The sequence below is a fragment of the Citrobacter sp. Igbk 17 genome, assembly GCF_028069775.1.
Classification (GTDB): domain Bacteria; phylum Pseudomonadota; class Gammaproteobacteria; order Enterobacterales; family Enterobacteriaceae; genus Citrobacter.
Map to the genome: position 1 here is coordinate 1 of NZ_JANEWI010000027.1, position 23,470 is coordinate 23,470.

At 50.5% G+C, this 23,470-nt stretch carries 19 protein-coding genes and 1 other RNA gene; 5 read left to right on the top strand and 15 right to left on the bottom strand.

Going from position 1 to position 23,470, the window contains the following annotated elements:
- Positions 1-188 precede the first annotated feature (188 nt).
- Positions 189-2,567: a phosphoenolpyruvate synthase gene (gene ppsA, locus NNO08_RS15780; RefSeq protein ID WP_202038802.1), complete on the top strand. Its 2,379-nt coding sequence runs from the start codon at positions 189-191 to the stop codon at positions 2,565-2,567.
- A gap of 67 nt (positions 2,568-2,634) precedes the next feature.
- Here the strand turns inward: ppsA and fadK are convergent, their stop codons facing one another.
- The 5 genes from fadK to NNO08_RS15805 form a co-directional block, all read right to left on the bottom strand.
- Entirely contained in the window at positions 2,635-4,272 is a 1,638-nt protein-coding gene (gene fadK / locus NNO08_RS15785) for a medium-chain fatty-acid--CoA ligase (RefSeq protein WP_271457061.1), read from the bottom strand.
- 81 nt (positions 4,273-4,353) lie between these two features.
- Complete coding sequence (locus NNO08_RS15790) at positions 4,354-4,647, bottom strand: ferredoxin family protein (RefSeq protein WP_271440768.1); 294 nt, start codon at positions 4,645-4,647, stop codon at positions 4,354-4,356.
- Positions 4,644-5,933 (bottom strand): FAD-dependent oxidoreductase, encoded by a 1,290-nt coding sequence (locus tag NNO08_RS15795; RefSeq protein WP_271457062.1) that lies wholly within the window; start codon positions 5,931-5,933, stop codon positions 4,644-4,646. The genes NNO08_RS15790 and NNO08_RS15795 overlap by 4 nt, the downstream gene beginning before the upstream one ends.
- 57 nt (positions 5,934-5,990) lie before the next feature.
- Positions 5,991-6,926 carry an electron transfer flavoprotein subunit alpha gene (locus NNO08_RS15800; RefSeq protein ID WP_271449079.1) on the bottom strand — a complete coding sequence of 312 codons (936 nt, stop codon included), beginning with the start codon at positions 6,924-6,926 and terminating at the stop codon, positions 5,991-5,993.
- A 21-nt stretch (positions 6,927-6,947) separates the two neighbouring features.
- Positions 6,948-7,712, bottom strand: a complete 765-nt coding sequence (locus NNO08_RS15805) for an electron transfer flavoprotein (RefSeq protein WP_271449078.1) — start codon at positions 7,710-7,712, stop codon at positions 6,948-6,950.
- Positions 7,713-8,221: 509 nt separating this feature from the next.
- On the opposite strand from NNO08_RS15805, the gene NNO08_RS15810 reads away from it, so the two are divergent.
- On the top strand, positions 8,222-9,112 hold the full coding sequence (locus NNO08_RS15810) for an AraC family transcriptional regulator (RefSeq protein ID WP_271440772.1): 891 nt from the start codon (positions 8,222-8,224) through the stop codon (positions 9,110-9,112).
- Positions 9,113-9,166: 54 nt separating this feature from the next.
- Here the strand turns inward: NNO08_RS15810 and NNO08_RS15815 are convergent, their stop codons facing one another.
- The 9 genes from NNO08_RS15815 to ydiK all read right to left on the bottom strand — a co-directional run bounded on the left by NNO08_RS15815 (position 9,167) and on the right by ydiK (position 18,563).
- Positions 9,167-10,318 carry an acyl-CoA dehydrogenase gene (locus NNO08_RS15815; RefSeq protein ID WP_271440773.1) on the bottom strand — a complete coding sequence of 384 codons (1,152 nt, stop codon included), beginning with the start codon at positions 10,316-10,318 and terminating at the stop codon, positions 9,167-9,169.
- 13 nt (positions 10,319-10,331) lie between these two features.
- Positions 10,332-11,927, bottom strand: coding sequence for an acyl CoA:acetate/3-ketoacid CoA transferase (locus NNO08_RS15820; protein WP_271457063.1), 1,596 nt, complete (start codon positions 11,925-11,927; stop codon positions 10,332-10,334).
- Between the two features lie 156 nt (positions 11,928-12,083).
- Positions 12,084-12,842: a type I 3-dehydroquinate dehydratase gene (gene aroD / locus NNO08_RS15825; RefSeq protein ID WP_271457064.1), complete on the bottom strand. Its 759-nt coding sequence runs from the start codon at positions 12,840-12,842 to the stop codon at positions 12,084-12,086.
- Positions 12,843-12,876: 34 nt separating this feature from the next.
- Entirely contained in the window at positions 12,877-13,743 is an 867-nt protein-coding gene (ydiB, locus tag NNO08_RS15830) for a quinate/shikimate dehydrogenase (RefSeq protein WP_271440775.1), read from the bottom strand.
- Positions 13,744-13,764: 21 nt separating this feature from the next.
- Positions 13,765-15,000, bottom strand: coding sequence for an MFS transporter (locus NNO08_RS15835; RefSeq protein ID WP_271457065.1), 1,236 nt, complete (start codon positions 14,998-15,000; stop codon positions 13,765-13,767).
- 242 nt (positions 15,001-15,242) lie between these two features.
- A complete protein-coding gene (locus NNO08_RS15840; RefSeq protein WP_271440776.1) occupies positions 15,243-16,463 on the bottom strand; it encodes an MFS transporter in 1,221 nt (406 codons plus the stop codon).
- 146 nt (positions 16,464-16,609) lie between these two features.
- Positions 16,610-16,966 carry a YdiL family protein gene (locus tag NNO08_RS15845; protein ID WP_271449076.1) on the bottom strand — a complete coding sequence of 119 codons (357 nt, stop codon included), beginning with the start codon at positions 16,964-16,966 and terminating at the stop codon, positions 16,610-16,612.
- A gap of 191 nt (positions 16,967-17,157) precedes the next feature.
- Positions 17,158-17,265: antisense sRNA RprA (gene rprA / locus NNO08_RS15850), an RNA gene on the bottom strand.
- A 188-nt stretch (positions 17,266-17,453) separates the two neighbouring features.
- Positions 17,454-18,563 carry an AI-2E family transporter YdiK gene (gene ydiK / locus NNO08_RS15855; RefSeq protein WP_271440778.1) on the bottom strand — a complete coding sequence of 370 codons (1,110 nt, stop codon included), beginning with the start codon at positions 18,561-18,563 and terminating at the stop codon, positions 17,454-17,456.
- A 213-nt stretch (positions 18,564-18,776) separates the two neighbouring features.
- On the opposite strand from ydiK, the gene ydiJ reads away from it, so the two are divergent.
- From ydiJ to NNO08_RS15870, 3 genes are all read left to right on the top strand, one after another.
- The gene (ydiJ, locus tag NNO08_RS15860; RefSeq protein ID WP_271457066.1) at positions 18,777-21,833 is read left to right on the top strand and encodes a D-2-hydroxyglutarate dehydrogenase YdiJ; all 3,057 of its coding nucleotides are present in this window, start codon (positions 18,777-18,779) and stop codon (positions 21,831-21,833) included.
- Positions 21,830-22,240: a 1,4-dihydroxy-2-naphthoyl-CoA hydrolase gene (gene menI, locus NNO08_RS15865; RefSeq protein WP_271457067.1), complete on the top strand. Its 411-nt coding sequence runs from the start codon at positions 21,830-21,832 to the stop codon at positions 22,238-22,240. Before ydiJ ends, menI begins: the two co-directional genes overlap by 4 nt.
- Positions 22,241-22,317: 77 nt before the next feature.
- Positions 22,318-22,506, top strand: coding sequence for a YdiH family protein (locus NNO08_RS15870; protein WP_271457068.1), 189 nt, complete (start codon positions 22,318-22,320; stop codon positions 22,504-22,506).
- A 70-nt stretch (positions 22,507-22,576) separates the two neighbouring features.
- Here the strand turns inward: NNO08_RS15870 and NNO08_RS15875 are convergent, their stop codons facing one another.
- Positions 22,577-23,428, bottom strand: a complete 852-nt coding sequence (locus NNO08_RS15875) for a Vmh family MBL fold metallo-hydrolase (protein WP_271457069.1) — start codon at positions 23,426-23,428, stop codon at positions 22,577-22,579.
- Positions 23,429-23,470: the final 42 nt, after the last annotated feature.

Genomic DNA, 23,470 nt, shown 5'->3' on the forward strand with positions numbered 1-23,470 from the left:
TGTTTATACCGACTGATTTTGTGGTGATCCCGTGCCGTTCGCGGGTTTGCGCAAATGCGGAAAGAATCTGAAAAAATAAAAAATAAAGTTGCTTGAACGATTCACCGTTTTTTTCGCTGAGGTAAATATGCCAAGATAATTACGCAAAATTGAGTTTCCTAACCTCGTTCATATATAAGGATTGTTCGATGTCCAACAATGGCTCGTCACCGCTGGTGCTTTGGTATAACCAACTCGGCATGAATGATGTAGACAGAGTTGGGGGCAAAAATGCCTCCCTGGGTGAAATGATTACTAACCTTTCAGGTATGGGCGTTTCCGTACCGAATGGTTTTGCAACGACCGCCGATGCGTTTAACCAGTTTCTGGACCAAAGCGGCGTAAACCAGCGCATTTATGAGCTGCTGGATAAAACGGATATCGACGATGTTACCGAGCTTGCAAAAGCGGGTGCACAGATCCGCCAGTGGATTATCGACACTCCTTTCCAGCCTGAACTGGAAAATGCCGTCCGCGATGCCTACGCGCAGCTGTCAGCGGACGATGCCAATGCTTCTTTTGCCGTGCGTTCCTCCGCTACCGCAGAAGATATGCCAGATGCGTCATTCGCCGGCCAGCAGGAAACGTTCCTTAACGTCCAGGGCTTTGATGCGGTACTGGTCGCTATCAAACACGTGTTTGCCTCTCTGTTTAACGACCGCGCAATCTCCTACCGTGTTCATCAGGGCTATGATCATCGTGGCGTAGCGCTGTCTGCGGGCGTTCAGCGGATGGTGCGCTCAGACCTGGCATCTTCCGGCGTCATGTTCTCCATTGATACCGAATCCGGCTTCGACCAGGTGGTGTTTATCACCTCCGCGTGGGGACTGGGTGAGATGGTGGTGCAGGGCGCGGTGAACCCGGATGAATTCTACGTGCACAAACCGACCCTGGCGGCCAACCGTCCGTCCATCGTGCGTCGTACTATGGGCTCTAAGAAAATCCGCATGATTTATGCGCCGACTCAGGAGCATGGCAAGCAGGTTACCATTGAAGACGTTCCGCAGGCGCAACGCGATATTTTCTCACTGACCAACGAGGAAGTGCAGGAACTGGCGAAGCAGGCGGTGCAAATCGAGAAGCACTACGGTCGTCCGATGGACATCGAATGGGCTAAAGACGGTCATACCGGTAAGCTGTTCATTGTACAGGCTCGCCCGGAAACCGTACGTTCTCGCGGCCAGGTGATGGAACGTTATACGCTGCATGCTCAGGGTAAAATTATTGCTGAAGGTCGCGCCATCGGTCACCGCATTGGTGCTGGTCCGGTAAAAGTCATTCATGACATCAGCGAAATGAACCGCATTGAGCCCGGCGATGTGCTGGTTACCGACATGACCGACCCGGACTGGGAACCGATCATGAAAAAAGCGGCGGCGATCGTCACCAACCGCGGCGGACGTACCTGTCATGCGGCGATTATTGCCCGTGAACTGGGCATTCCGGCGGTTGTTGGCTGTGGCGATGCGACCGAACGCATGAAAGACGGCGAGAAAGTCACTGTCTCCTGTGCGGAAGGCGACACCGGCTACGTGTATGCCGACATGCTGGACTTCAGCGTGAAGAGTTCCAGCGTGGAAACCATGCCGGATCTGCCGTTGAAAGTGATGATGAACGTCGGTAACCCGGACCGCGCTTTTGACTTCGCCTGCCTGCCAAACGAAGGTGTTGGCCTGGCGCGTCTCGAGTTTATTATCAACCGTATGATTGGCGTGCACCCACGTGCACTGCTGGAATTCGATGATCAAACGCCGGAACTGCAAAACGAAATCCGCGCGATGATGAAAGGGTTTGATTCACCACGCGAGTTCTATGTAGGTCGCCTGACTGAAGGGATCGCGACGCTGGGGGCGGCGTTTTATCCGAAACGCGTCATCGTGCGCATGTCGGACTTTAAGTCCAACGAATATGCCAACCTGGTCGGCGGTGAGCGTTATGAACCGCATGAAGAGAACCCGATGTTGGGCTTCCGTGGTGCGGGGCGTTATGTTGCGGATAGCTTCCGTGACTGTTTTGCGCTGGAATGTGATGCCGTAAAACGTGTCCGTAACGACATGGGGCTGACTAACGTGGAAGTAATGGTACCGTTCGTTCGTACCGTTGCCCAGGCGAAAGCGGTCGTGGAAGAGCTGGCACGTCAGGGGCTGAAGCGCGGCGAGAATGGACTGAAGATCATCATGATGTGTGAGATCCCATCCAACGCCTTGCTGGCTGAACAGTTCCTCGAATACTTCGACGGCTTCTCTATCGGGTCTAACGACATGACACAGCTGGCTCTGGGTCTGGATCGCGACTCTGGCGTGGTTTCTGAACTGTTTGATGAGCGTAACGATGCGGTGAAAGCACTGTTGTCGATGGCGATTCGTGCTGCTAAGAAACAAGGCAAATACGTTGGTATTTGTGGCCAGGGCCCATCTGACCACGAAGACTTCGCGGCCTGGTTGATGGAAGAAGGGATCGACAGCCTGTCGCTCAACCCGGACACCGTTGTGCAGACCTGGCTGAGTCTGGCTGAACTGAACAAGTAATATCATGCCTTATCCGGCCTATTCAACGTAGGCCGGGTAAGACGCGTTAGCATCGCCATCCGGCGCTTTATCCGGTAATACTCTCCACGCTCAAACGCTGAATAATATCCTGACGTAGCTGAAATTTTTGGATCTTGCCAGACGCCGTGCGCGGTAACTTCTCGACAACCACGATGTGCTCCGGGTACTTGTATTTTGCTACCCGTTTACGGCTAAAAAAGGCCACGACAGACTCCAGCGACAGCGAATGGTGCGGAGGTTTTAGCACCACATACGCACACGATCTTTCGCCTAAACGATCGTCAGGCATTGCCACAACGCAGGCATCATGGATACGCGGATGCTGCAACAGAATATCCTCGACCTCGCGGCTACTGATATTTTCTCCACCGCGCACAATAATATCTTTCTTACGCCCGGTGATTTTGATGTATCCGGCATCGTCCATTCGGCACAAATCGCCGCTGTAATACCAGCCGTCATTATCCAATGCTCGGGCGGTCAGTTCAGGTTCATCAAGGTAACCCATAAAGACATTGGGTCCGCGGGATGCCTCTTCTCCTTCCATACCCGCAGGCAACGTGTTACGTGCCTCATCGACGACTTTAATTTCCACGCCGGCAGCGGCATATCCGTCGGTGTTCATCATGCGGGAAAGTGAATCATCCAGATTGACCACCGCGTGCGGCGAGCTTTCTGTTGAGCCATAGACGCTTAACAGTTTAATGCCGAGCTGCTGACAATCGCGGGCTATTTTTTTCGGAATAGTGGTGCCGCCGCATAAGAAAAAGCGTAACGACGAGAGATCGTAGGGATGTTTTTCCACACTACACAGCATGTCATAGACGAACGGTGTAGCGCCGAGTACGCAGGTACAGCGCTGTTGTTCGAGCAATTCGAGACAGGCAGTGGGAGTAAAAATATCCAGCAGTACGCTGCGTGCGCCAATTAAAAACGGCGCGGTCACGCCATGTAAAAAACCGGTAGCATGGCCGAGTGGCGCAGGCATTAAAAATACATCCAGCCAGGTGAGATTAAGACGGGCACAATAGGCGCGTTCACTGGCCAGGATGTTATTGTGGGTCAGCATTACCCCTTTGGGCATACCCTCTGTTCCGGAAGTAAACAGCACCGCAGCCAGTTCATCGGCATGCACGTTGACTGGCTGAGTTAAGGGGGGTGATAAAAGAAGCTGGCTGAGTGCCAGTGAGTCTGTCGCGGGTGCCAGCTTATCGACGGCAACAATCTGTTGCAGATGCGGCAGCTGGTTTTGCAAGGGTAGGATCAGATCCACCGGCCGGGTTTGTTTAAACAGCGTAGGTGCGAAAAAAATCTTTGCCTTGCATTTGTTCAGAACCCATACCAGCTCGGCTTCGCGCCAGGCAGGAAGTAGTGGTACGGAAACCGCCCCGGTTTTCAGACAGGCCAGATAGATAAGGGTAAATTCACACCAGCCGGGCAATTGAAAGGCGACGCGGTCACCCGGCTGGATTCCGCAGGCTAACAGCCAGGTCGCCAGACGGCTGGCTGCACTGTCGAGCGCGGCGTAGGTGTATGAATCGCCGTGGTTATCGACCACAGCGATTTTGTCCGGCATCGCCTGGGCGGTTTGGCTCCAGTAATCACCCAGCGATGCATCCCCCCAAAATCCTTGTTGTCGATAAGCTTCCCGACGTTCGGCATTAAACGTTAATGTGACACTCATGAGTTATTCCCTGGATAATTTCGGTACACGTCCTGCCGGATAACAGACGTGCTGTACCCGGCGTACAACAGGCGATACGTGTTAGCCGTAACGGAAATCCACACCAAATGTCCCAACCGGGTATTCCCATTGTTCGAGGATAGTGGAACCGCACAGAACCCGGCAGGTACCACATTCCAGGCAGCCGGCGGAATCAAAATGAATATTTCCACTTTCGTCCTGCTTATAAAGTCCAGCAGGACAGGCTTTCAGCAGCTTGCGAAATTCTTTCATGTCAGGATGTTCGGCAAGGATGATGTGCGGATGCCCCTCATCGACATTGAATTTGTTAACGCCCAGTTTGACGTCAACATTTACGGTGTTGTCCTGACTCATAGCGCGGTTGCTCCCTTGATGCCGTCTTTCAGTAGGTTCATCAGCCCAATCTGCTTCGCGTGGGACAAAATGGTCTTGCGAATTGGCTGGTTCGGGCTGCCATCAACGGTGAACATATCGCTCATGATATCGGCCACCATGCGCGGGTATTGGGTAAACAAACGGGGGTTTTCCATTAGCGCGGGGATCTTACGGAAATGTTGTAAATCACGCATTACACAACCCTGTTCAAGGGCGCGTTTGTAGTCCATCAGGCTGCTGGCGGAGAAATCCTGACGTTCTTTCGCGGCAATGGCGGTTTTGGCTGCAGCCTCTGCAGAAGCGATTGCCAAATCCATGCCACGCACGGTGTAGCCCAGGTTCAGACAAAAACCGGCGGCGTCGCCGACGATCATCACGCCGTCATCAACCAGCTTCGGTACCATCGCCAGGCCACCTTCCGGAACCATGTGCGCGGAATACTCCAGCAGCTCACCGCCGGCGATCAGTGGGCGAATAGTTGGGTGTTGTTTAAAATCTTCCAGCATTTGCGGAATGCTTTTTGTCGCATGCTCGATATCGCCCAGACCACATACCAGCCCTAGAGAGATGGAGTCTTTGTTGGTGTACAGGAAACCTCCGCCCATCAGTCCATTAGATGGCGAACCGGCAAACAACCAGGCGGCCCCTTCATTTCCTGATAGATTAAAACGATCTGCAATGACTGCTGGTGGCAGGCCGATCAGTTCTTTTACGCCAACGGCATAATGATGCGCCGAAGAGGTCGGTACCATTCCCAATGAACGGCCCAGCATAGAATTGACGCCATCAGCAAGGATAACGATATTGGCTTCCAGGATATCGTCACCCGCCTGCACGCCAGTGACTTTATTACCTTCTCGGATCAGGGAATCGACGCGAACGCCTGGAATAAACTGAGCCCCGGCCTGTTCGGCTTTTTCCATCAACCAGGGATCGAGTCTGTTGCGCAATACGGTATAGGAGTCCTGCGCTGGGCTGTTGTCTTTTTCACGATGGAAATCGAGGGTGACAGCACTTTCTTCGGTAAGGAAAGAGATTTTTTCGCGAGTCACTTTCCGTTCGACAGGGGCTTCCTCTGCGAAGCCGGGCATAATATGCTCAAGGCTATGTGTGTAGAGCCGTCCTCCGGTCATATTTTTGCAGCCAGCACTGTTTCCACGTTCAATAACCAGTACGTCCAGACCAGCCTGGGCCATCACGTAACCCGCTACCGCACCCGCCACGCCAGCACCGACCACAATGGCATCAAATTTTTCATCTGACATGTTATTTGCTCCTTTCCCGCCGCGAGTGCAGCGGGATATGTGCGTTAAATGTGGCAGTTAGCGACTGAGCTGTTCGATAAGGGCCGGGACGACTTTGTAGATGTCACCAACCAGACCGTAATCGGCGTAGTTGAAGATCGGGGCTTTTTTATCTTTATTGATGGCGACTATGATCTTCGCGCCGTTCCCGCCGACCATATGTTGAATTTGTCCTGAGATGCCCAGTGTCAGGTACAAATCTGATTTCAACAGCACGCCGGAAACGCCAATATAGCGCTCGCGCTCCATCCAGTTTTCACCTTCGGCAATAGGGCGTGAACAACCCACTTCGGCACCCAGAACGGTGGCAAGATTGCGTACCATCTGCAGATCGCTCTCGGCAACCAGGCCACGACCGACGCCAACCACGCGTTTGGCTTTGCTGAGATCCACGCTGCTGAGGGATTTGGCTCGACGTTCCTGGCAAACAATCTCATGAAGTGGCGTGATATAAGGTGCTGAGACGACAGGGCAGGTATGCGCAGGATTGGCTGCTACGGGTTCAAACATGCCTGGGGCAAGTGTGATAATTGCCAGCGCGCTATTCAGTTTTTCTTTACCGAATGCCAGACCGCCATACATACGGTGTTCTGCAAACAGCGCACCAGCATCGAGAGTGACCGCTGTGGCGTCGTTTACCATCGCCGCATTGAGTTGAATGCTCAACCGCGCGCCCAGTGATTTTGCGCGTTTAGACGCAGGCATCAGTAATAGACCGGTGTGTGTTTGCAGTAAGGCTGAGACAGTCTCGGCGTAGTTTTCAACACGTTGCAGCCCACAAGCGTGTTCGAGCACGATGATGTCATCGGCACCCAGCGCTTTAACCTGATCGGCCTGTTCGTTACCCTGCACAATAAGGTGTACCTGCTCGCCCCACTGGCGGGCGCCGGTCATTAATTCCGCATAGCGTTCTACGTTATCGCTAAACACCCATACGTTGGCTAATTTACTCATGATGATTGTTCTCCGTTGGGCTTAGTTCAGGGCTTTTTTCAGATGTTCGGCCAGTTCGGCAATGGCTTCTGCTGAGTCATTTTCCAAAATGATGTGCTTGCGTTCTGTCTGCGGTGGAACACTAAGGCTGACTAATTCCGCTAGTGGTGACGTTGGCGTCCAGCCAATATCGCTGGCCTGCCAGGGGGTGACGGGTTTTTTGCCGGCCCCAAGAATGGCTTTCATTGACGGAATCCGCGGTGTATTAATATCTGAGGTAACGCAAATTACTGCTGGGAGCGGCAGGTCAATGACTTCGACTTCATCTTCAAGGGTGCGCTCAACCAGTATGCGGTCGCCATTACGTTGGATCCTGCTTACCGCGTTAATCACAGGAAGCTGCAGGAGCTCGCCTACCAGTAAACCGACCTGTTGTGCGTAGACATCGCCGGACCCTTCACCGAACAGCATCAGATCGAATTCAATGTTTTTAGCCGCACAAGCCAGTGCCTGGGCAGTATCGCGCGGCAGCGCATGTTCCAGCTGTGGATCCTGCACCATAAACAGGCTATCCGGACCGCGGGATAGCACGTCTTTACGTACTTTAGAATTTTGCAACAAGGAGCCGCCCACCGTTAAGGCGACAATCTCATCGCCTTCAGCGGTAAGTTGTGTGGCGGCTTCAATCGCATTCAGATCAAATTGACTGATTTTGGCATCGGCCCGATCAAAGTTAAGCGAGCGCTCTGGGGTAACAACAATGTCCTGTTCTTCAGGCACCAACTTAAAGCAGGTTATTATTTTCATGGCATCTCCAGTGAGTCACGTTCGGATGATGACGGTGCGCGTCATTATCGGCAGTAGGGAAAATTTGACTGAAAATAGTGTGCGGCAGAGCGGGGCCTGTTTTCGACGGGGCAATCTGTTTTCATTCCCAACAATCTTGCAGAAAAATGTGCAATGGGAATGCTCAGTTTCTAAGCGAGGGGTAAATATTGTGTACAGAAAATTACACCACGGAAACCCGAGTCGGCAGGGTAATTGAGAAATGCATCATATTTTTAATCGATATCTGGCGGCGTTTGTTTCTGGTATGTAAATCGTTAATGTTGAATTAATAACATTTATTCTTTTCAATTAGTATAAAACGTAAATAACGCAAGCTAAGAGCATTCTTGAGCAAGAAGTGTCATCTTGCAGACGACGCAAATAATTTTGTTTCGCTTGGATAGAATATCGTTGTATAACGTGGCTAATCGTTATCATTTAACACTATTAATTTTCCGCATATTTACCATCTAAAGGTGGAGGCTGTCATGTATCAACGATGTTTTGATAATGCCATGGAAACCCTTTTTGAGCAGGGGAAGACCCCCAGATTTTCGCGATTTGTCATCAGTGATGATCCTAACTGGGAGTCTGGTCACCATGTTCATGACAATGAGACAGAGCTAATCTATGTCAAAAAAGGTGTCGCGCGATTAATCATTGATTCTTCACTGTACGTCGCACATGCTGGGGATATTGTGGTGATAGAACAAGGGAGGTTGCATGCCGTCGCCTCGGATAGCAGCGCGCCTGCCACGACCTACACCTGCGCACTGTACGGTTTTCGTTTCAATGGTTGGCAGGATAACCAGTTGTTGCAGTTACATTCGTGTCCGGTCATCAGCGTCGGCCAGGGAAAAGAGGTTATTAAGAGTATTTTTAATGAACTGAGTATTATGATACCGCAGTGTAAAAATAATCTGTCATCCTCAGCTTATGATGCCTTTGCCTATGCATTAACCGTCTTGTATTACGAAAACTTTAAAAATGCTTATCGTTCGGAGCAGGGGTATATTAAAAAAGACGTGTTAATTAAAGATGTTCTGGTGTATTTGAATAACAACTTTCGCGAAAAAATCACACTTGACCAGTTGTCTAAAAAATTTCGAGCCAGTGTGAGTTATATCTGTCACGAATTCACTAAAGAATATCGTATTTCGCCGATTAATTATGTTATTCAACGGCGGATGACGGAAGCAAAATTTTCGCTGACGAATACGGAAGCGTCGTTAGCGGAAATCTCGTGGCGGGTAGGGTATGAAAATGTTGATCACTTTGCCAAACTCTTTCAGCGACATGTAGGCTGTACTCCCAGCGATTATCGTAAGCAGTTTAAAAATAATCTGACCGAGCAGGAATGCCTGCAGCCGGAAGTCTGATTTTCTGGCGTAAGTCCGGATAGCGTTTATCCGCTATCCGGATGACAGAACGGCTTACTTGTTTTGATAATCTTTTAGGATCTGACGTCCTGCGACGTAGATCATGATTTCATCGGTGCCACCGCCAATGCGTTCACAGCGCACATCACGCCAGAACCGGGATACACGGGCTTCATCGGTATAACCCAGACCACCCATTATCTGAATCGCGTCGTCGATAACTTCCATCGCTGTGCGGGCGCAGTACAGTTTTGCCAGCGCCGCACTGGTACGCAGTGATTGTTCCTGATCGGCCTGCCAGGCGACTTTCAAAACCATATTGCGCATGTTTTCGATTTTAACCGCCATCAGTGCCAGTTTTTCCTGGATCATCTGGTTATGGCCAATCGGTTTACCAAAGGCGATACGCTGGTTGGCGTAACGTGCGGCATCCTCGAAAGCGCATTCGGCAAAGCCGGTGCTGCGTGCTGCGTTGATCAATCGCTCCATTTCGAAGTTGTACATCACGTTGAGGAAGCCCATACCTTCTTCGCCGACCATATCACTTTCGTCAACTTCAACGTCATCAAGATAGACTTCGCAGGTACTTAACATGTGCCAGCCGATTTTATGCAGCGGATTAACTTTGATGCCGGGTTTCTTCGAATCCACCCACCACAGGGTAAAGGCTTTCTTCGGATCTTTCGGCTCGGGATCGCGAGCCAGGACCAGCATATACGGGTACTCTTTGGCACCGGTAATAAAGGTTTTTTGCCCGTTAAGGTACACCTTGCCGTTTTTGCGGATGTAGCTGGTGGTGGCACTGTTGTTATCTGAGCCAGCGCCCGGTTCGGTTAACGCCAGCGCATAGGCTGGATCGCCTGTCTCCATAGTGCTTTCAGCTGTTTTACGTAACTGCTCCGCGGAGCCAAAACGGCGCATACTGTGGATACACTGACCGTTAGTGATCAGAAAGGCAGGCGCACCACATTTTGAGACTTCCATCAGTGCCAGCATTTGCGTGACGTAATCTGCCGGAATGCCACCGAACTCTTCCGGCACGCCCAGCATCGAAATGCCGTTATCCGCAAGCGCGCGCATAAATTCTTTAGGGTAGGTGGAAGTTTGATCACAGGTGCGGAAATATTCTTCCGGGAAATTACTGGTGATCAGTTCCCGAATGCTGGCAAGCAGCAGCTCTTGTTCTTCAGTTAATGAAAAGTCCATCTGGGTACTCCTTTTAATTGGCAGCGTCGGGCAAAACAAAACCCATCGTGGCATCGATAAATAATCTTTCGTCCATCAGTTTCAGGTCTGGAGAAATAACGGGAGTGAAATCCATTTTGTCCAAAATGTCTTCTTGTAAAGAAACACCCGGGGCAATTTCCACTAAATGGAGACCGTCTTCTTTTAACGTAAATACGGCGCGCTCGGTGATGTAACGCACATCCAGTCCACGTTCGAGGGCAATTTTTCCACTGAAGGTGATTTCAGGTAATTCTCTAACGAATTTCTTCACCCGACCTTCCTGCACGATATTCAATTTGCCGTCGGCAACATCTGTTTTCAGACTTCCGGCTGTCAGGGTGCCGCAGAAAATAATTTTCTTCGAGGTGGCGCTGATATCAATAAAACCGCCAGTGCCCATGATCTTGCCATTAAATTTATGCACACCGACGTTGCCGTGCTGATCGACTTCGGCAAAGCTTAAATAGCACACATCCAGGCCGCCACCATGGTAGAAGTCAAACTGGGAGGTCATATCCAGAATAGCGCGGGTATTGACGTTGGCCCCAAAAGCGATGCCCTGCGAGGTAATACCGCCGATTGGCCCGGTTTCAACCGTCAGTATGAAGTCATCGGCACAGCCTTCTTCACGCGCGACGAGACCAATACCATCGGCAATTCCTACGCCAACGTTACCCACTGCACCTTTCCGCATTTCGAACAGCGCACGTCTGGCTACCAGTTTACGTTGGTTAAGCGGCAGGGCAGTTTGCAGGCTGTCATCAAGGATGAAATCGCCTGAAATAAAGCGGTTAACCGGCGCTCCGCCATACAGCTGAGTCTGTTCAGGATCGATAACGACGATATCCACCAGATAGCCAGGGATCCGCACTGCTTTAGGGTGCAGTGTGGCTTTCTTCACCATTTTTTGTACCTGCATCATGACGATGCCGCCGTTGTTATGCACGGCCTGCGCGATGACCAGCGCATCGAGATACATCACTTCGTCTTCAAAGGTGGCGTAGCCTTCGCTGTCACAGGTGGTGGCACGAATAAAGGCGATATTCGGTGCAATGGCTTTGTAGTAGAGATACTCTTTGTTATCAATTTCTACCAGTTTGATCAGATCTTCGGTGGTCACTTCATTGAGTTTGCCACCTTGTTGGCGAGGATCGACAAACGTGCCAATGCCGATATCACTCAAAATACCTGGCTGATGGGCCGCAGAGGCACGCAGGGTTTGAGTTAATACGCCTTGCGGATAGTTGTAGGCTGCAATTTTATTTTGTTCCGCGAGGTCGGATATACGTGGGGATTGCCCCCAATGGCCGCACAACGCCCATTTAACTAAACCTTCCTGAGCCAGTGGACTAATCCCCCGGTCTGCGCGGTCGCCCAGTCCTGTCGGGCTAATTAGCGACAAATTACGTGGGGATTGGCTATTTTTATATTTCTCAGCCAGTGCATTAATTAATGTTGTGGCCTCAAGTATCCCACCGCCAGCGCCTAATACGCAGAGTGTGGCTTCATCCGGAATATAATTAATTGCGTCAGCTGCAGATAGTACCGGTACCCGACCATCTAAACGTGTTGGTCTTGAAAGTTTCATATAAACTCCAGGTTATATTCGTGCGAATACCTATCGCTATATTCGATAATAGTGTTTTGCGTTATTTGAAAATATTTAATCGTCTGCCAGATATTCGTGGCAAAACGAATATCTGGGGCAGGGCGTTATTTATTGCAATTTAAAAATATTCGGCTATTAAGCTTGGTGTAATATTGTCAGAACGGTACGTAGATCGGTTACGGAGATTTGTCCTGGGGCCGAGGCTTTTTTCACCGCACCAAACGTCGCCGCTGAACCGAAGACTTCACCGGACAGTCGTGAGATCACACCGGTTTTCGCCATTGACATGGTAATAATAGGGCGGTCGGCGTAGCGTTCCTGCATCTCCAGCGTTGCGCTAAGCAATGTCAGCACATCCGTTTTGCTTTGCGGCATCAACGCGATTTTGGGAATATCTGCACCAAGTTCCTGCATTTTACGCAGTCGCTGGACAATATCATCGGCTGCAGGTGTCTTGTGAAAATCATGGTTCGACATAATAACGAAGACATTTTTCGCGTGTGCATGCTCGACGGTGGCTTTAACCAGGTCATCACCGGTGAAAAGCTCCAGGTCGATCATATCCACCAGACCGCTGTCCACTGCTGAACGATTTAATGCAATATAGTTTTCGACGGACAGTGCCTGTTCACCACCTTCCTGTGCACTACGGAAGGTGAACAGCAACGGTTTATCAGTTATCACATCACGGATCGCACGTGCGGCTTCCAGTACTGCGTCAATGGAAGCGACATCGGCGAAATGGTCAACACGCCATTCCAGAATGTCGAAATCCGCTTCGCGATAGGCCAGTGCTTCGCTTTTTACCGTTGAGATGTCTTTACCCATCAGTGAGACAATGATCTTCGGCGCACCCTCGCCAATCACGAGGTTTCTTACGGTTACGGTTTTCATTGATTACCCTTTAACTATTCACAAATACTGCCCATCAGGCTGTAAAACCCATAACCTGTTTGACATACTCCAGCGGGAAATCTTTCCCGGTCCAGAGCTTGAACTGCTCAGCCCCTTGCCACAACAACATGCCGTAACCATCAATCGTTTTGCAACCGGCATGTTGTGCCTGTTGCAACAACTTGGTCATATGCGGGTTATACACACATTCGGTCACCAGCAGTTCCGGGCGAAGCAGGGAAACGTCGGTCACAATAGATTCGTTATCTAGCGGTTTCATGCCGACTTTCGTGCCGTTGGTCAAAATATCCGCGCTGGCGAGAGCCTCGGCAAAAGCCTGGCGATCGGCAAGGTCGATAACGGTGACAACGCAGTCGGTGTTTTCATTAACACGTTTGGCGAATGCCTGCGCCTTTTCAAAGAACTCATCTTTACGGTTAAAGATCTTAATTTCTTTGATGCCTTCAATGGCTGCCTGAGCGCCAATGGCTGTAGACGCGCCGCCCGCGCCCAACAGTACCATGGTTTTACCCTTAATATCGAAGCCGCTTTCTTTAATCGCGCGAATATGGCCGGTGCCGTCGGTGTTGTAACCACGCAGGTAGCCATCATCATTAACGATGGTGTTGATTGCGCCAACCAGTTTGGCGGCAGGCGTCAATTCATCAACATATTCACAGGCCAGCTGTTTATTGGGCATGGAAACCCCGGTACCGCGCATTTTTAACGCTTTTAAACCGGCAATGGCATTAGCAAATGTTGAGTTATCGACTTCAAATGCCATGTAGGTAAAAGGCAGCCCTGCTTTTTCTAATGCTTTATTTTGCATTTCAGGGGACAGACTGTGTCTGATAGGGTAGGCCATCAGACCAATCAGTTCATATTTTGCAGTTACGTCCATTTGATACTCCTTCTAAACAATTTATTGAAAATAACGTTCGCCCAACCGCACATCGTTTTTGGGGATATCAAATACGCGGTAATAGCGAATAAAGACGATGATGGCGGTGATGAATGCCAGCAGAGCAAATGCAAGGTCCAGCAAGATGATGTATTGCAGGCCGATGTTAGAAAGGTATCCGGTGATCAGTGGGATAATAAAGTTGGCTACACCACCCATCATCATATAAACACTGGTGACTTTGGCTTTGCTCTTCGGGAAAAACTCCGACATCACCGAGACACCGAGCTGTAAAATACCGCCAGCAGCAGAGAAGCCAATCAGAAACGATCCTGCGTTACAAACCAGCGGCGAGGGGTACAAATAAATGACCGCAGCGGTAATGCTTGCCAAACCGGCGTTAAAAACGTTAGCCCAAATGGGGCGAACCATTTTCTTCAGGAGGGCAGCAAAGATGAATACGCAGACCAGCGATCCCATGCTGTAGTAAGAGATGGTTTTTAAGGCGTCAGTTTCTGCCATGCCAGCAAATGCCATGGCATATTTCGGCATCCAAACCACGATGACATAAAAGGTTGAGAATGCGGCAACCCCAAACAGCACGGAAGCGACACCTTCCAACCAGACCAGGGGTTTACTGTTCATCTGTGGCAGATCTTTGGCGAGACCCGCGTCCACCATCTGGCTGGGAAAGCGACTTTTTAACAGCATCAGGGTGATGACCACGAACAGGACACCCGGGATGATGACCGCATAGCCGTACCAGACATGGTTGAGCAGCATGGTACTGACGATGATGGGGTAAATCATCTGGCCAAACGACACCATGGCTTTAACCAGAATAACCGCCGAGCCGGATGCTTTAGGGAAACATTCCATTAACGCAGGATAACCACCGGTATCCAGCGCTGAATTTGCTACGCCAACGCATACAGCCAGAATAAAGGCAATCATCAGATTGGGGCTGGCGGGAATACCGAAGAAGAACAGCATATATAGAACAACGCCTAACAGAATGATAGCCCGGCGACCGAACTTATCTGATAGAACGCCAAAGAATAAAATACTGACCAGTCGACCAAGACCAATACCGGAAATTAGATAGGCAATTCCTGCATTATCGGTTGAAAACTTTTCAGCCAGGGAGGTCATGTTTTGCGCCAGTGTGATGACGCTAATACCGTGTAAAAAATAACTTAAATAAATACAGGTTATCGCCAGAAGAAATGGCGTTTTAAAGGTCTTTTTCTGAGACATTTTTTCACAACTCCTTGCGGATTTTAAAATTATTCTGTGCTCGTCGGTGTAGTTTAAATTTCGGCGACCTTGTAATTAATATACCAGGCAGTAGTTATTGTACCTACATAGCATGGCGTTTAAGTTACCAGGTATATTGCATATCAAACTGTGAAACCTAATTCGTCAGACCGACGTTTTGCCGTTATTTTAAAAATACGTCCAATTATTTTGCAGAAGAGGGGAACAATATTGCATCCGCGCTATTGCGCGAGCGGAGCCATGTTTAACTGACGCTTTGCTGCAAGTCGGCTGCGATAACCAATAAACAGTGCCAGCAGGAAGCCGAGCGCAGCAATGCCTGCATCAAACCACATGATGTGCGCAATACTGGTTTCGGAGAGCCTGGCGGTAATCAGTGGGATTGTGAAGGTCGCGATACTGCCCGCGCTGTAGTAAATACCGGTAGCTTTACCTTTCGCATGCGGAAAGCGAGCAGCCATTAGCGTTAGACCGATTTGTACGACGCCACCAGCTGAAGAGAACCCGATGACAAAGGCGAATGTAATCACGACCCAGGTTGTTGGATGCAGGCAAACCGCCAGCAGCGCGACAAAGGAGATAAAGGTGTACAGCATTAACAGAGATGTTGCACGACCCGCTTTTCTCGCCAGGGGAGCAGTAATGAATACGCACAACAGCGAACCACAGGTGTAAATACTTAACAGCTTGATAGATAACGTATACGGCATACCGGCGACAAACTGACCATACTGTGCCAGCCACTGGCTAACCAGATAAAATGTGGCCATCGAGATATAGCCATACAACGTGTAACTCCCCAGATCGAGAAGGGAACAACGGTGCTCTGGTTGGATCGGTTCCTGTAAAACGGATGATGGCGTGATGGAATGCTTCGGTCCAGGATGTGCAGGAAAGCGGCAACGAAACAAAAATATGCCGTTGACTGCCATAATTCCCGCCGCCAGCAAGAAGGACCAGCCAAACCAGAGTTCAGCCCACACCAGCAGGCTGATAACCATCGGCAACAGAAACTGGCCGCTGGACACAAAGGCTTTAATCAGAATATTGGCGGTGCTGGGCGAGCGGGGGAAGGCTTCCATCAGGCTGGGGTAGGTTCCGGCATCAAGAAAACTGTTTGCCATTCCCGCTAAAAAACCAAAGGCGTAGGCAATCACAATGCTATGAGTATTGATGATGCCAAAAAAGAAGATTAGGTAGCAGATCATGCCAAAAATGATAAACGGTCTGCGGCCATAGCGATCGGAGAGCATGCCTGCAACTAATAGAACGCTTAACCGACCGATACCAAGGGAGGAGATGACAATCGAGACCCCCGCTGCATTAGTTTGCCACTGTTGTTCAAGTGAGGACATATTGAGGGACATTAGAATGACCCCCATACCGTGTACCAGGTAATTAAGGTACAGCCCTATCGCAGTGGAGAAATAGGTGTTTTTCATAATGTGTTACTCAGCGAAGAGGCTAAATGGATGTTGTGTTCTGTGTCGCGTAGGGCGTGTTAGCCCAAATAGTATGCAGACTGCGCGTGAGCGAGGGCATATTGTCGGGTGCCCGTGTTGCAACGTAGTGGTGACGTTATAACCGCTTAACACAAACGCTCAAGGTTGTGTGCATAGAGTTCCACAGCAGCCGATTGATAGATTTTCCAGTCGAGAAAATTGTCGTGGCTATAAACTGCCTGAAAAGAAACCAGATCGGGGAAAAAACGCATCGTGTTATTACCGATACGATTATTTATTTTTTCGATGATCGCGTTAATTCTTAACTTTCTCTTTGCTTTCATTTCTGTACAAATGCGCGCGATGTTTTCTGGGATTTCTTTTTCACCGCTTTCCCATTGTTGCCAGGCGACAATGTCGCCATCCCGCGCGATATACGCGGCGCTTTCTTCCACCGTCATAGCAAAAATATGGCGGATAGCCTGCAATTCTAATGCGTTCATTATTTAATCACTTCATAAAAGACAGTGGAATAGTAATAACATTAATGTGGATATTTCGGCTTGAAGAGAGTCACAGTATCTTGTGCAATATTATTTGTTATTAATCTGTGAAGTCGGTGCATTTGGTGTGAGAGTGAAATAAAGCAATGGGCTAGCTGATGCGATGTAGGTCGTTAGGGGGAGAGTTCAGGATAAAAAAAAGCCCATCGTGGGAGATGGGCAAAGACTACACACAGCAATTCGTTATTTCACTCAGGGGATTTCCATGCTTATAAATCAATGTGTTGATCTAAAGCCTTGGGGTAATAGTAGGCATGCTGCTTTTTCACGTCGATCAGATTCATCTCAATAGTTTAAAAACTGTAAAGAATTTGCGACATAAATGAGTATTCACACAGGGCTGGCGTTGGATTCGGTTCGGGGAGCTGTGATGCGATTATAAGCAATATTAAACAATCAGGCGGCAATGTTGCCGCCTGATGCTGTACTACTTATTGCTTTCGATTTCAGCGATTTCTTCGAGGATTTGGTCCGGGTCGGTGCCCGGTGCAGGGGCTTCGTTGACCCATGCGGAGAACAGGCGCCATGAAACAGCCAGCACCACTGGGCCGATAAACAGACCAATCATACCGAATGCAATCAACCCACCGATCACCCCGGAAAGAATGAGGATCAATGGCAAATCAGCACCCATACGAATCAGCATGGGACGAATAACGTTATCCAGTGTTCCGACCACACCGCTCCACACAAGTAGCACCGTGCCCCAGGTAGAGTCACCTGTCCAGTAAAGCCAGATAATAGCTGGAACCAGCACCGGTAAAGGTCCCAGTTGCACCAGACAGGAGAGGATCATCAACACCGCCAGTAGTGTAGCGTAAGGTACCCCCGTTACCGCCAGACCAATGCCACCGAGGACGGCCTGCACCAGCGCCGTGACGACCACGCCTAATGCAACCGCACGAATGGCCTGTGCTGCCAACAGAATTGCAGCGTCACCGCGTTTCGATGCAAGACGGCAGGCGAAGTGGCGAATACCTAGCGCCACCTGCTCACCGCGCCAGTACAGCAGGGCGCTGAATAGCAACATCAAGCCACAGTGCATCATAAAGCGGCCAATATGCGCGGCCTGGCCAACAAACCAGGTGGTTGTGGTACCGATATAGGGACGAACCTTAGCCATGATAGCCGAACCGCCCATATCCAACAGGCTGTGCCATGCGCCATAGAGTTTGGCACCCACCAGAGGAATACTGTTTAACCACGCCAGATCCGGCAGCGTCATATCACCGGCGGTAACGGCATGAATCAGAGGACCACTGCCATCAACGATGCTGTTGACCAACAGAGCGATAGGAATAATGAATAACAGAACTAACAACAGGGTCATCACCAGCACGGCAAGCGAACGGCGTCCCCACAGCAATTTTTGTATACGTATCAGGATGGGCCAGGTCGCAATGACCACCGTACCTGCCCAGGCAAAACCGAGGATAAAGGGTTGCACAATCCAGAGACAGGCCACAATCATGATGGCTAAAAACAGCACCGATAGCAGCACTTGTGCAATATCCCTGGGCTGACGGAAATTTACCATAAATACTTTTCACCTTTGTCTTTGCGTCAGAACGTTGACGCGACGTGAACACGTTAATCACACTCTATAATGATGAGCAATTTCAGCGGTTTTGAACAGGCGGATTCTGCCTGTAAATCTGCTGAGCGTATTAGAAAAAAATGTGATACAACAAACAAAGCAACACGCAAACGATTAAATTCACAACACAGACCGCAGGAAAGGGTCACTATAATGATTCCACAAATTTCTCAGGCGCCAGGTGTCGTTCAACTGGTGCTCAATTTTTTGCAGGCGCTGGAGCAGCAAGGGTTCACGGGCGATACGGCAACGAGCTATGCCGATCGTCTGACAATGTCGACGGATAACAGTATCTATCAGCTTCTGCCTGATGCCGTGGTGTTTCCTCGTTCGACGGCTGATGTGGCACTTATCGCTCGCCTGGCGTCAGAGCCGCTCTTTTCGTCGTTGATTTTTACCCCTCGCGGTGGCGGCACAGGCACCAACGGTCAGGCGCTTAATCAGGGCATTATTGTTGATATGTCCCGTTACATGAGCCGCATCATCGAAATCAATGTGCAGGAAGGTTGGGTGCGGGTAGAGGCGGGGGTGATAAAAGATCAGCTTAACCAATATCTGAAACCCTACGGCTATTTCTTTGCGCCTGAATTGTCCACCAGTAACCGGGCGACGTTGGGGGGAATGATCAACACCGACGCTTCCGGGCAAGGTTCGTTGGTCTACGGTAAAACCTCCGATCACGTGCTGGGTATCCGCGCGGTATTGATGGGCGGGGATATTCTCGATACCCAGCCGATGCCGGTTGAGTTTGCCGAAATGCTCGGTAAAGACAATACGGCGATTGGGCGTATCTATAAAACGGTGTATGAACGGTGCCGCGATAACCGACAGCTGATCATTGATAAGTTTCCCAAGCTCAATCGCTTCCTGACCGGCTACGACCTGCGGCACGTCTTCAATGATGCGATGACCGAGTTTGATTTAACCCGCATCCTTACGGGGTCTGAAGGTACGCTGGCATTTATCACCGAAGCCCGCCTTGATATCACGCCGCTGCCTAAAGTTCGGCGATTGGTCAACGTCAAATACGATTCGTTTGACTCTGCATTGCGTAATGCGCCGGTGATGGTAGAGGCGCGTGCGCTGTCGGTCGAAACCGTCGATTCCAAAGTGCTTAATCTGGCGCGGGAAGATATTGTCTGGCACTCCGTCAGCGAATTGATTACCGATGTCCCGGATAAAGAGATGCTCGGGCTGAATATCGTCGAGTTTGCGGGTGACGATGAAGCATTAATTGATTCGCAGGTCAGTGCGCTGTGTGAACGCCTGGACGGGCTAATTGCCCGGCAGGAAGCCGGTGTGATTGGCTGGCAACTGTGTACCGAACTGGCCGGCGTAGAGCGCATCTACGCCATGCGGAAAAAGGCCGTTGGTCTGCTGGGTAATGCCAAAGGCTCTGCGAAGCCGATTCCGTTTGCCGAAGATACCTGCGTACCGCCGGAACACCTGGCCGACTATATTGCCGAGTTCCGTGCGCTACTCGATAGCCATGGCCTGAGCTATGGCATGTTTGGTCACGTGGATGCCGGGGTACTGCACGTCAGACCCGCGCTGGATATGTGCGATCCGCAGCAAGAAGTGCTGATGAAACGCATCTCTGATGATGTGGTGGCACTGACGGCAAAATACGGTGGCCTGCTGTGGGGCGAACACGGGAAAGGTTTCCGTGCTGAGTACAGCCCGGCATTCTTTGGCGAGGAACTGTATCGCGAACTGCGCAAAGTGAAGTCGGCGTTTGATCCGCAAAACCGGCTCAATCCGGGGAAAATTTGCCCTCCGGAAGCCATCGATGCGCCAATGATGAAAGTGGATGCGGTTAAACGTGGGACTTACGATCGTCAAATCCCGCTGGCCGTTCGACAGGAGTGGCGTGGAGCAATGGAGTGTAACGGCAACGGGTTATGCTTTAACTTCGATGCGAAAAGCCCGATGTGTCCGTCGATGAAAATTAGCCTCAATCGCATTCACTCGCCAAAAGGGCGGGCAACGCTGGTACGGGAATGGTTACGCCTGTTGGCCGATCGTGGGATCGACCCCGTGAAACTGGAAAAAGAGTTGCCAGAAAAACGTGCCAGTTTACGTACGCTAATCGCCCGTACCCGCAACAGCTGGCATGCACGTAAGGGCGAGTATGATTTCTCGCATGAAGTGAAAGAGGCGATGTCCGGGTGTCTGGCATGTAAAGCGTGTTCGACGCAGTGCCCGATAAAAATTGACGTTCCGGAATTCCGCTCGCGCTTCCTGCAGCTGTATCACACGCGCTATCTGCGCCCGCTCCGCGATCATATGGTCGCCACCGTTGAGAGTTATGCACCGCTAATGGCGCGCGCACCTAAAACGTTCAACTTTTTCATCAATCAACCGCTGGTACGTAATCTGGCTAAAAAACACATCGGCATGGTGGATTTGCCGCTGTTGTCTGCGCCATCATTACAACGACAGTTGGTCGGGCATCGTTCGGCCAATATGACGCTGGAACAGCTTGAAGCTCTCAGCCAGGAACAAAAAGCCCGTACGGTGCTGGTGGTGCAGGACCCTTTCACCAGCTATTACGATGCACAGGTAGTGGCTGATTTCATCCGACTGGTAGAAAAATTGGGTTTACAGCCGGTGCTGTTGCCATTCTCGCCTAACGGTAAAGCGCAGCATATAAAGGGCTTTTTAAACCGGTTTGCGAAAACGGCGAAAAAGACCGCTGAATTCCTCAACCGGGTGGCAAAGCTGAATATCCCGATGGTCGGTGTCGATCCGGCGCTGGTGCTATGTTATCGCGATGAATACAAGCTGGCGCTCGGCGAGCAGCGCGGTGATTTCCATGTCTTACTGGTCAATGAGTGGTTATCGGCTGTACTGGCGTCACAACCGTCGGTCGCTGTTGGTGGTGAACCGTGGTACTTCTTCGGACACTGTACCGAAGTGACCGCTCTGCCGGGAGCACCTGCGCAGTGGGCCGCGATTTTTGCCCGGTTTGGGGCCAAACTGGAAAATGTCAGCGTGGGGTGCTGCGGGATGGCGGGTACGTATGGCCATGAAGTGAAGAATCACCAGAACTCTTTAGGGATCTATGAGTTATCATGGCACCAGGCAATGCAACGATTGCCGCGTAACCGTTGTCTGGCTGCCGGGTATTCATGTCGCAGCCAGGTTAAACGCGTAGAAGGCACGGGCGTTCGCCACCCATTACAGGCATTACTGGAGATTATAGGATGATCTGGAAACGTGAAGTCACACTCGAGGCGCTCAACGCCATGGGTGAAGGAAATATGGTAGGGCTGCTCGATATTCGTTTTGTGCATATCGGCGACAATACTCTGGAAGCCACAATGCCCGTGGACCATCGCACCAAACAACCCTTTGGTTTGTTGCACGGCGGGGCGTCTGTCGTGCTGGCTGAAAGCATTGGCTCGGTGGCTGGATATCTGTGTACGCAGAGCGATCAGAAAGTGGTGGGCCTTGAGATTAACGCCAACCACGTTCGTTCTGCACGTGAAGGGCTTGTCAGAGGGGTGTGCAGCCCTGTGCATACCGGTTCACGTCATCAGGTGTGGCAAATCGAAATCTTCGATGAGCAGGGCCGGTTATGCTGCACCTCGCGACTGACGACTGCTATTTTGTGATGCATGTTGAGTTTGGTCATTATCTGCGCAGGTAATGGTGTTATACTGTGCAGGTTCTGAACACAAGCGAGGATGATATGTCTACCCAATTAGACCCGGCCCAACTGGCAATAGAATTTTTACGTCGTGATAAAACCGATCTTTCACCGGCTAAGTACCTGAAAAGACTGAAACAATTAGAGCTGGAGTTTGCCGATTTATTAACGCTCTCTTCGACTGAACTGAAAGAAGAAATCTATTTTGCCTGGCGCCTGGGCGTTCATTGATTCCGGTATGCCTGTCGTAATAAAAACCCCGACACATGTGTTCGGGGTTATTTTTTGCCTTAAACCTTGTTTACCACTTCATCTCACCGGTATTCACTTTCGCACTCAGTTCCAGAGAGCTTTCGTCTGCAAGGCCAGGCCATGCTGTGGTCATTGTTTTTATCACGTAGGCTGAACCTTTTTTCGCGCCCAGCGCCTGTTCAAACGACTGAAGGTAATCCTGGGTGAAGCGAATTGCTTTATCACCCGCCGGGCGTTCGCCAATATAATGACCTGGAACCACCTGGGCAGGATGTAATTGCTGCATTTCGCTCAGCACGTTACGCCATGCCATGCGCTCAGCCGATGACTGCGTGTCCGCTGTCCAGACGTGAATACCTGAAGCGATACCGGTTCCGCCAATGATGGCGCGGTTCGCAGGGATCCAGACATATGCCGCATAGTCATTAGGATGGCGTAATTCCAGCGTTTCGCCATCAACCGTAAAGCGTGTTTGCGTGATGGCCTGCGGTACAGTGAGCGAAGTGGGGACACCGTCTTTCATCTGTGGGCCCCAGAACTGTAATTTGGCTTCTTTGGTGGCACGGATATGATCCACCACGTGCGGCGTAGCCAGCACGTTGACACCTGGGAAGGCTTTGACGAGTGGCTCAAGGCCAAAATAGAAATCCGGATCGCCAGACGTGATCACAATGGCTTTCAGCGTCTTACCGCTGGAGCGAATCATTTGCACCAGTTTTTCACCGTCTTTGGTGCTGAATTGGGCATCAAACAAAATGGCTTCTTTCGGGCCGGACACCAGCGTAGAAGAGACCGGGAAAATAGCCTTTTCCTGCGGATTATAGACATCCAACTGTAGCGGAGCGGCAAATGCCGAAGAGGCAAACAGGGGTAACAGCATAGCCAGTGTATTGATTTTCATAACGGGGAACCTTGTGCAGGACATTGTCTTTTGATCGTTCCT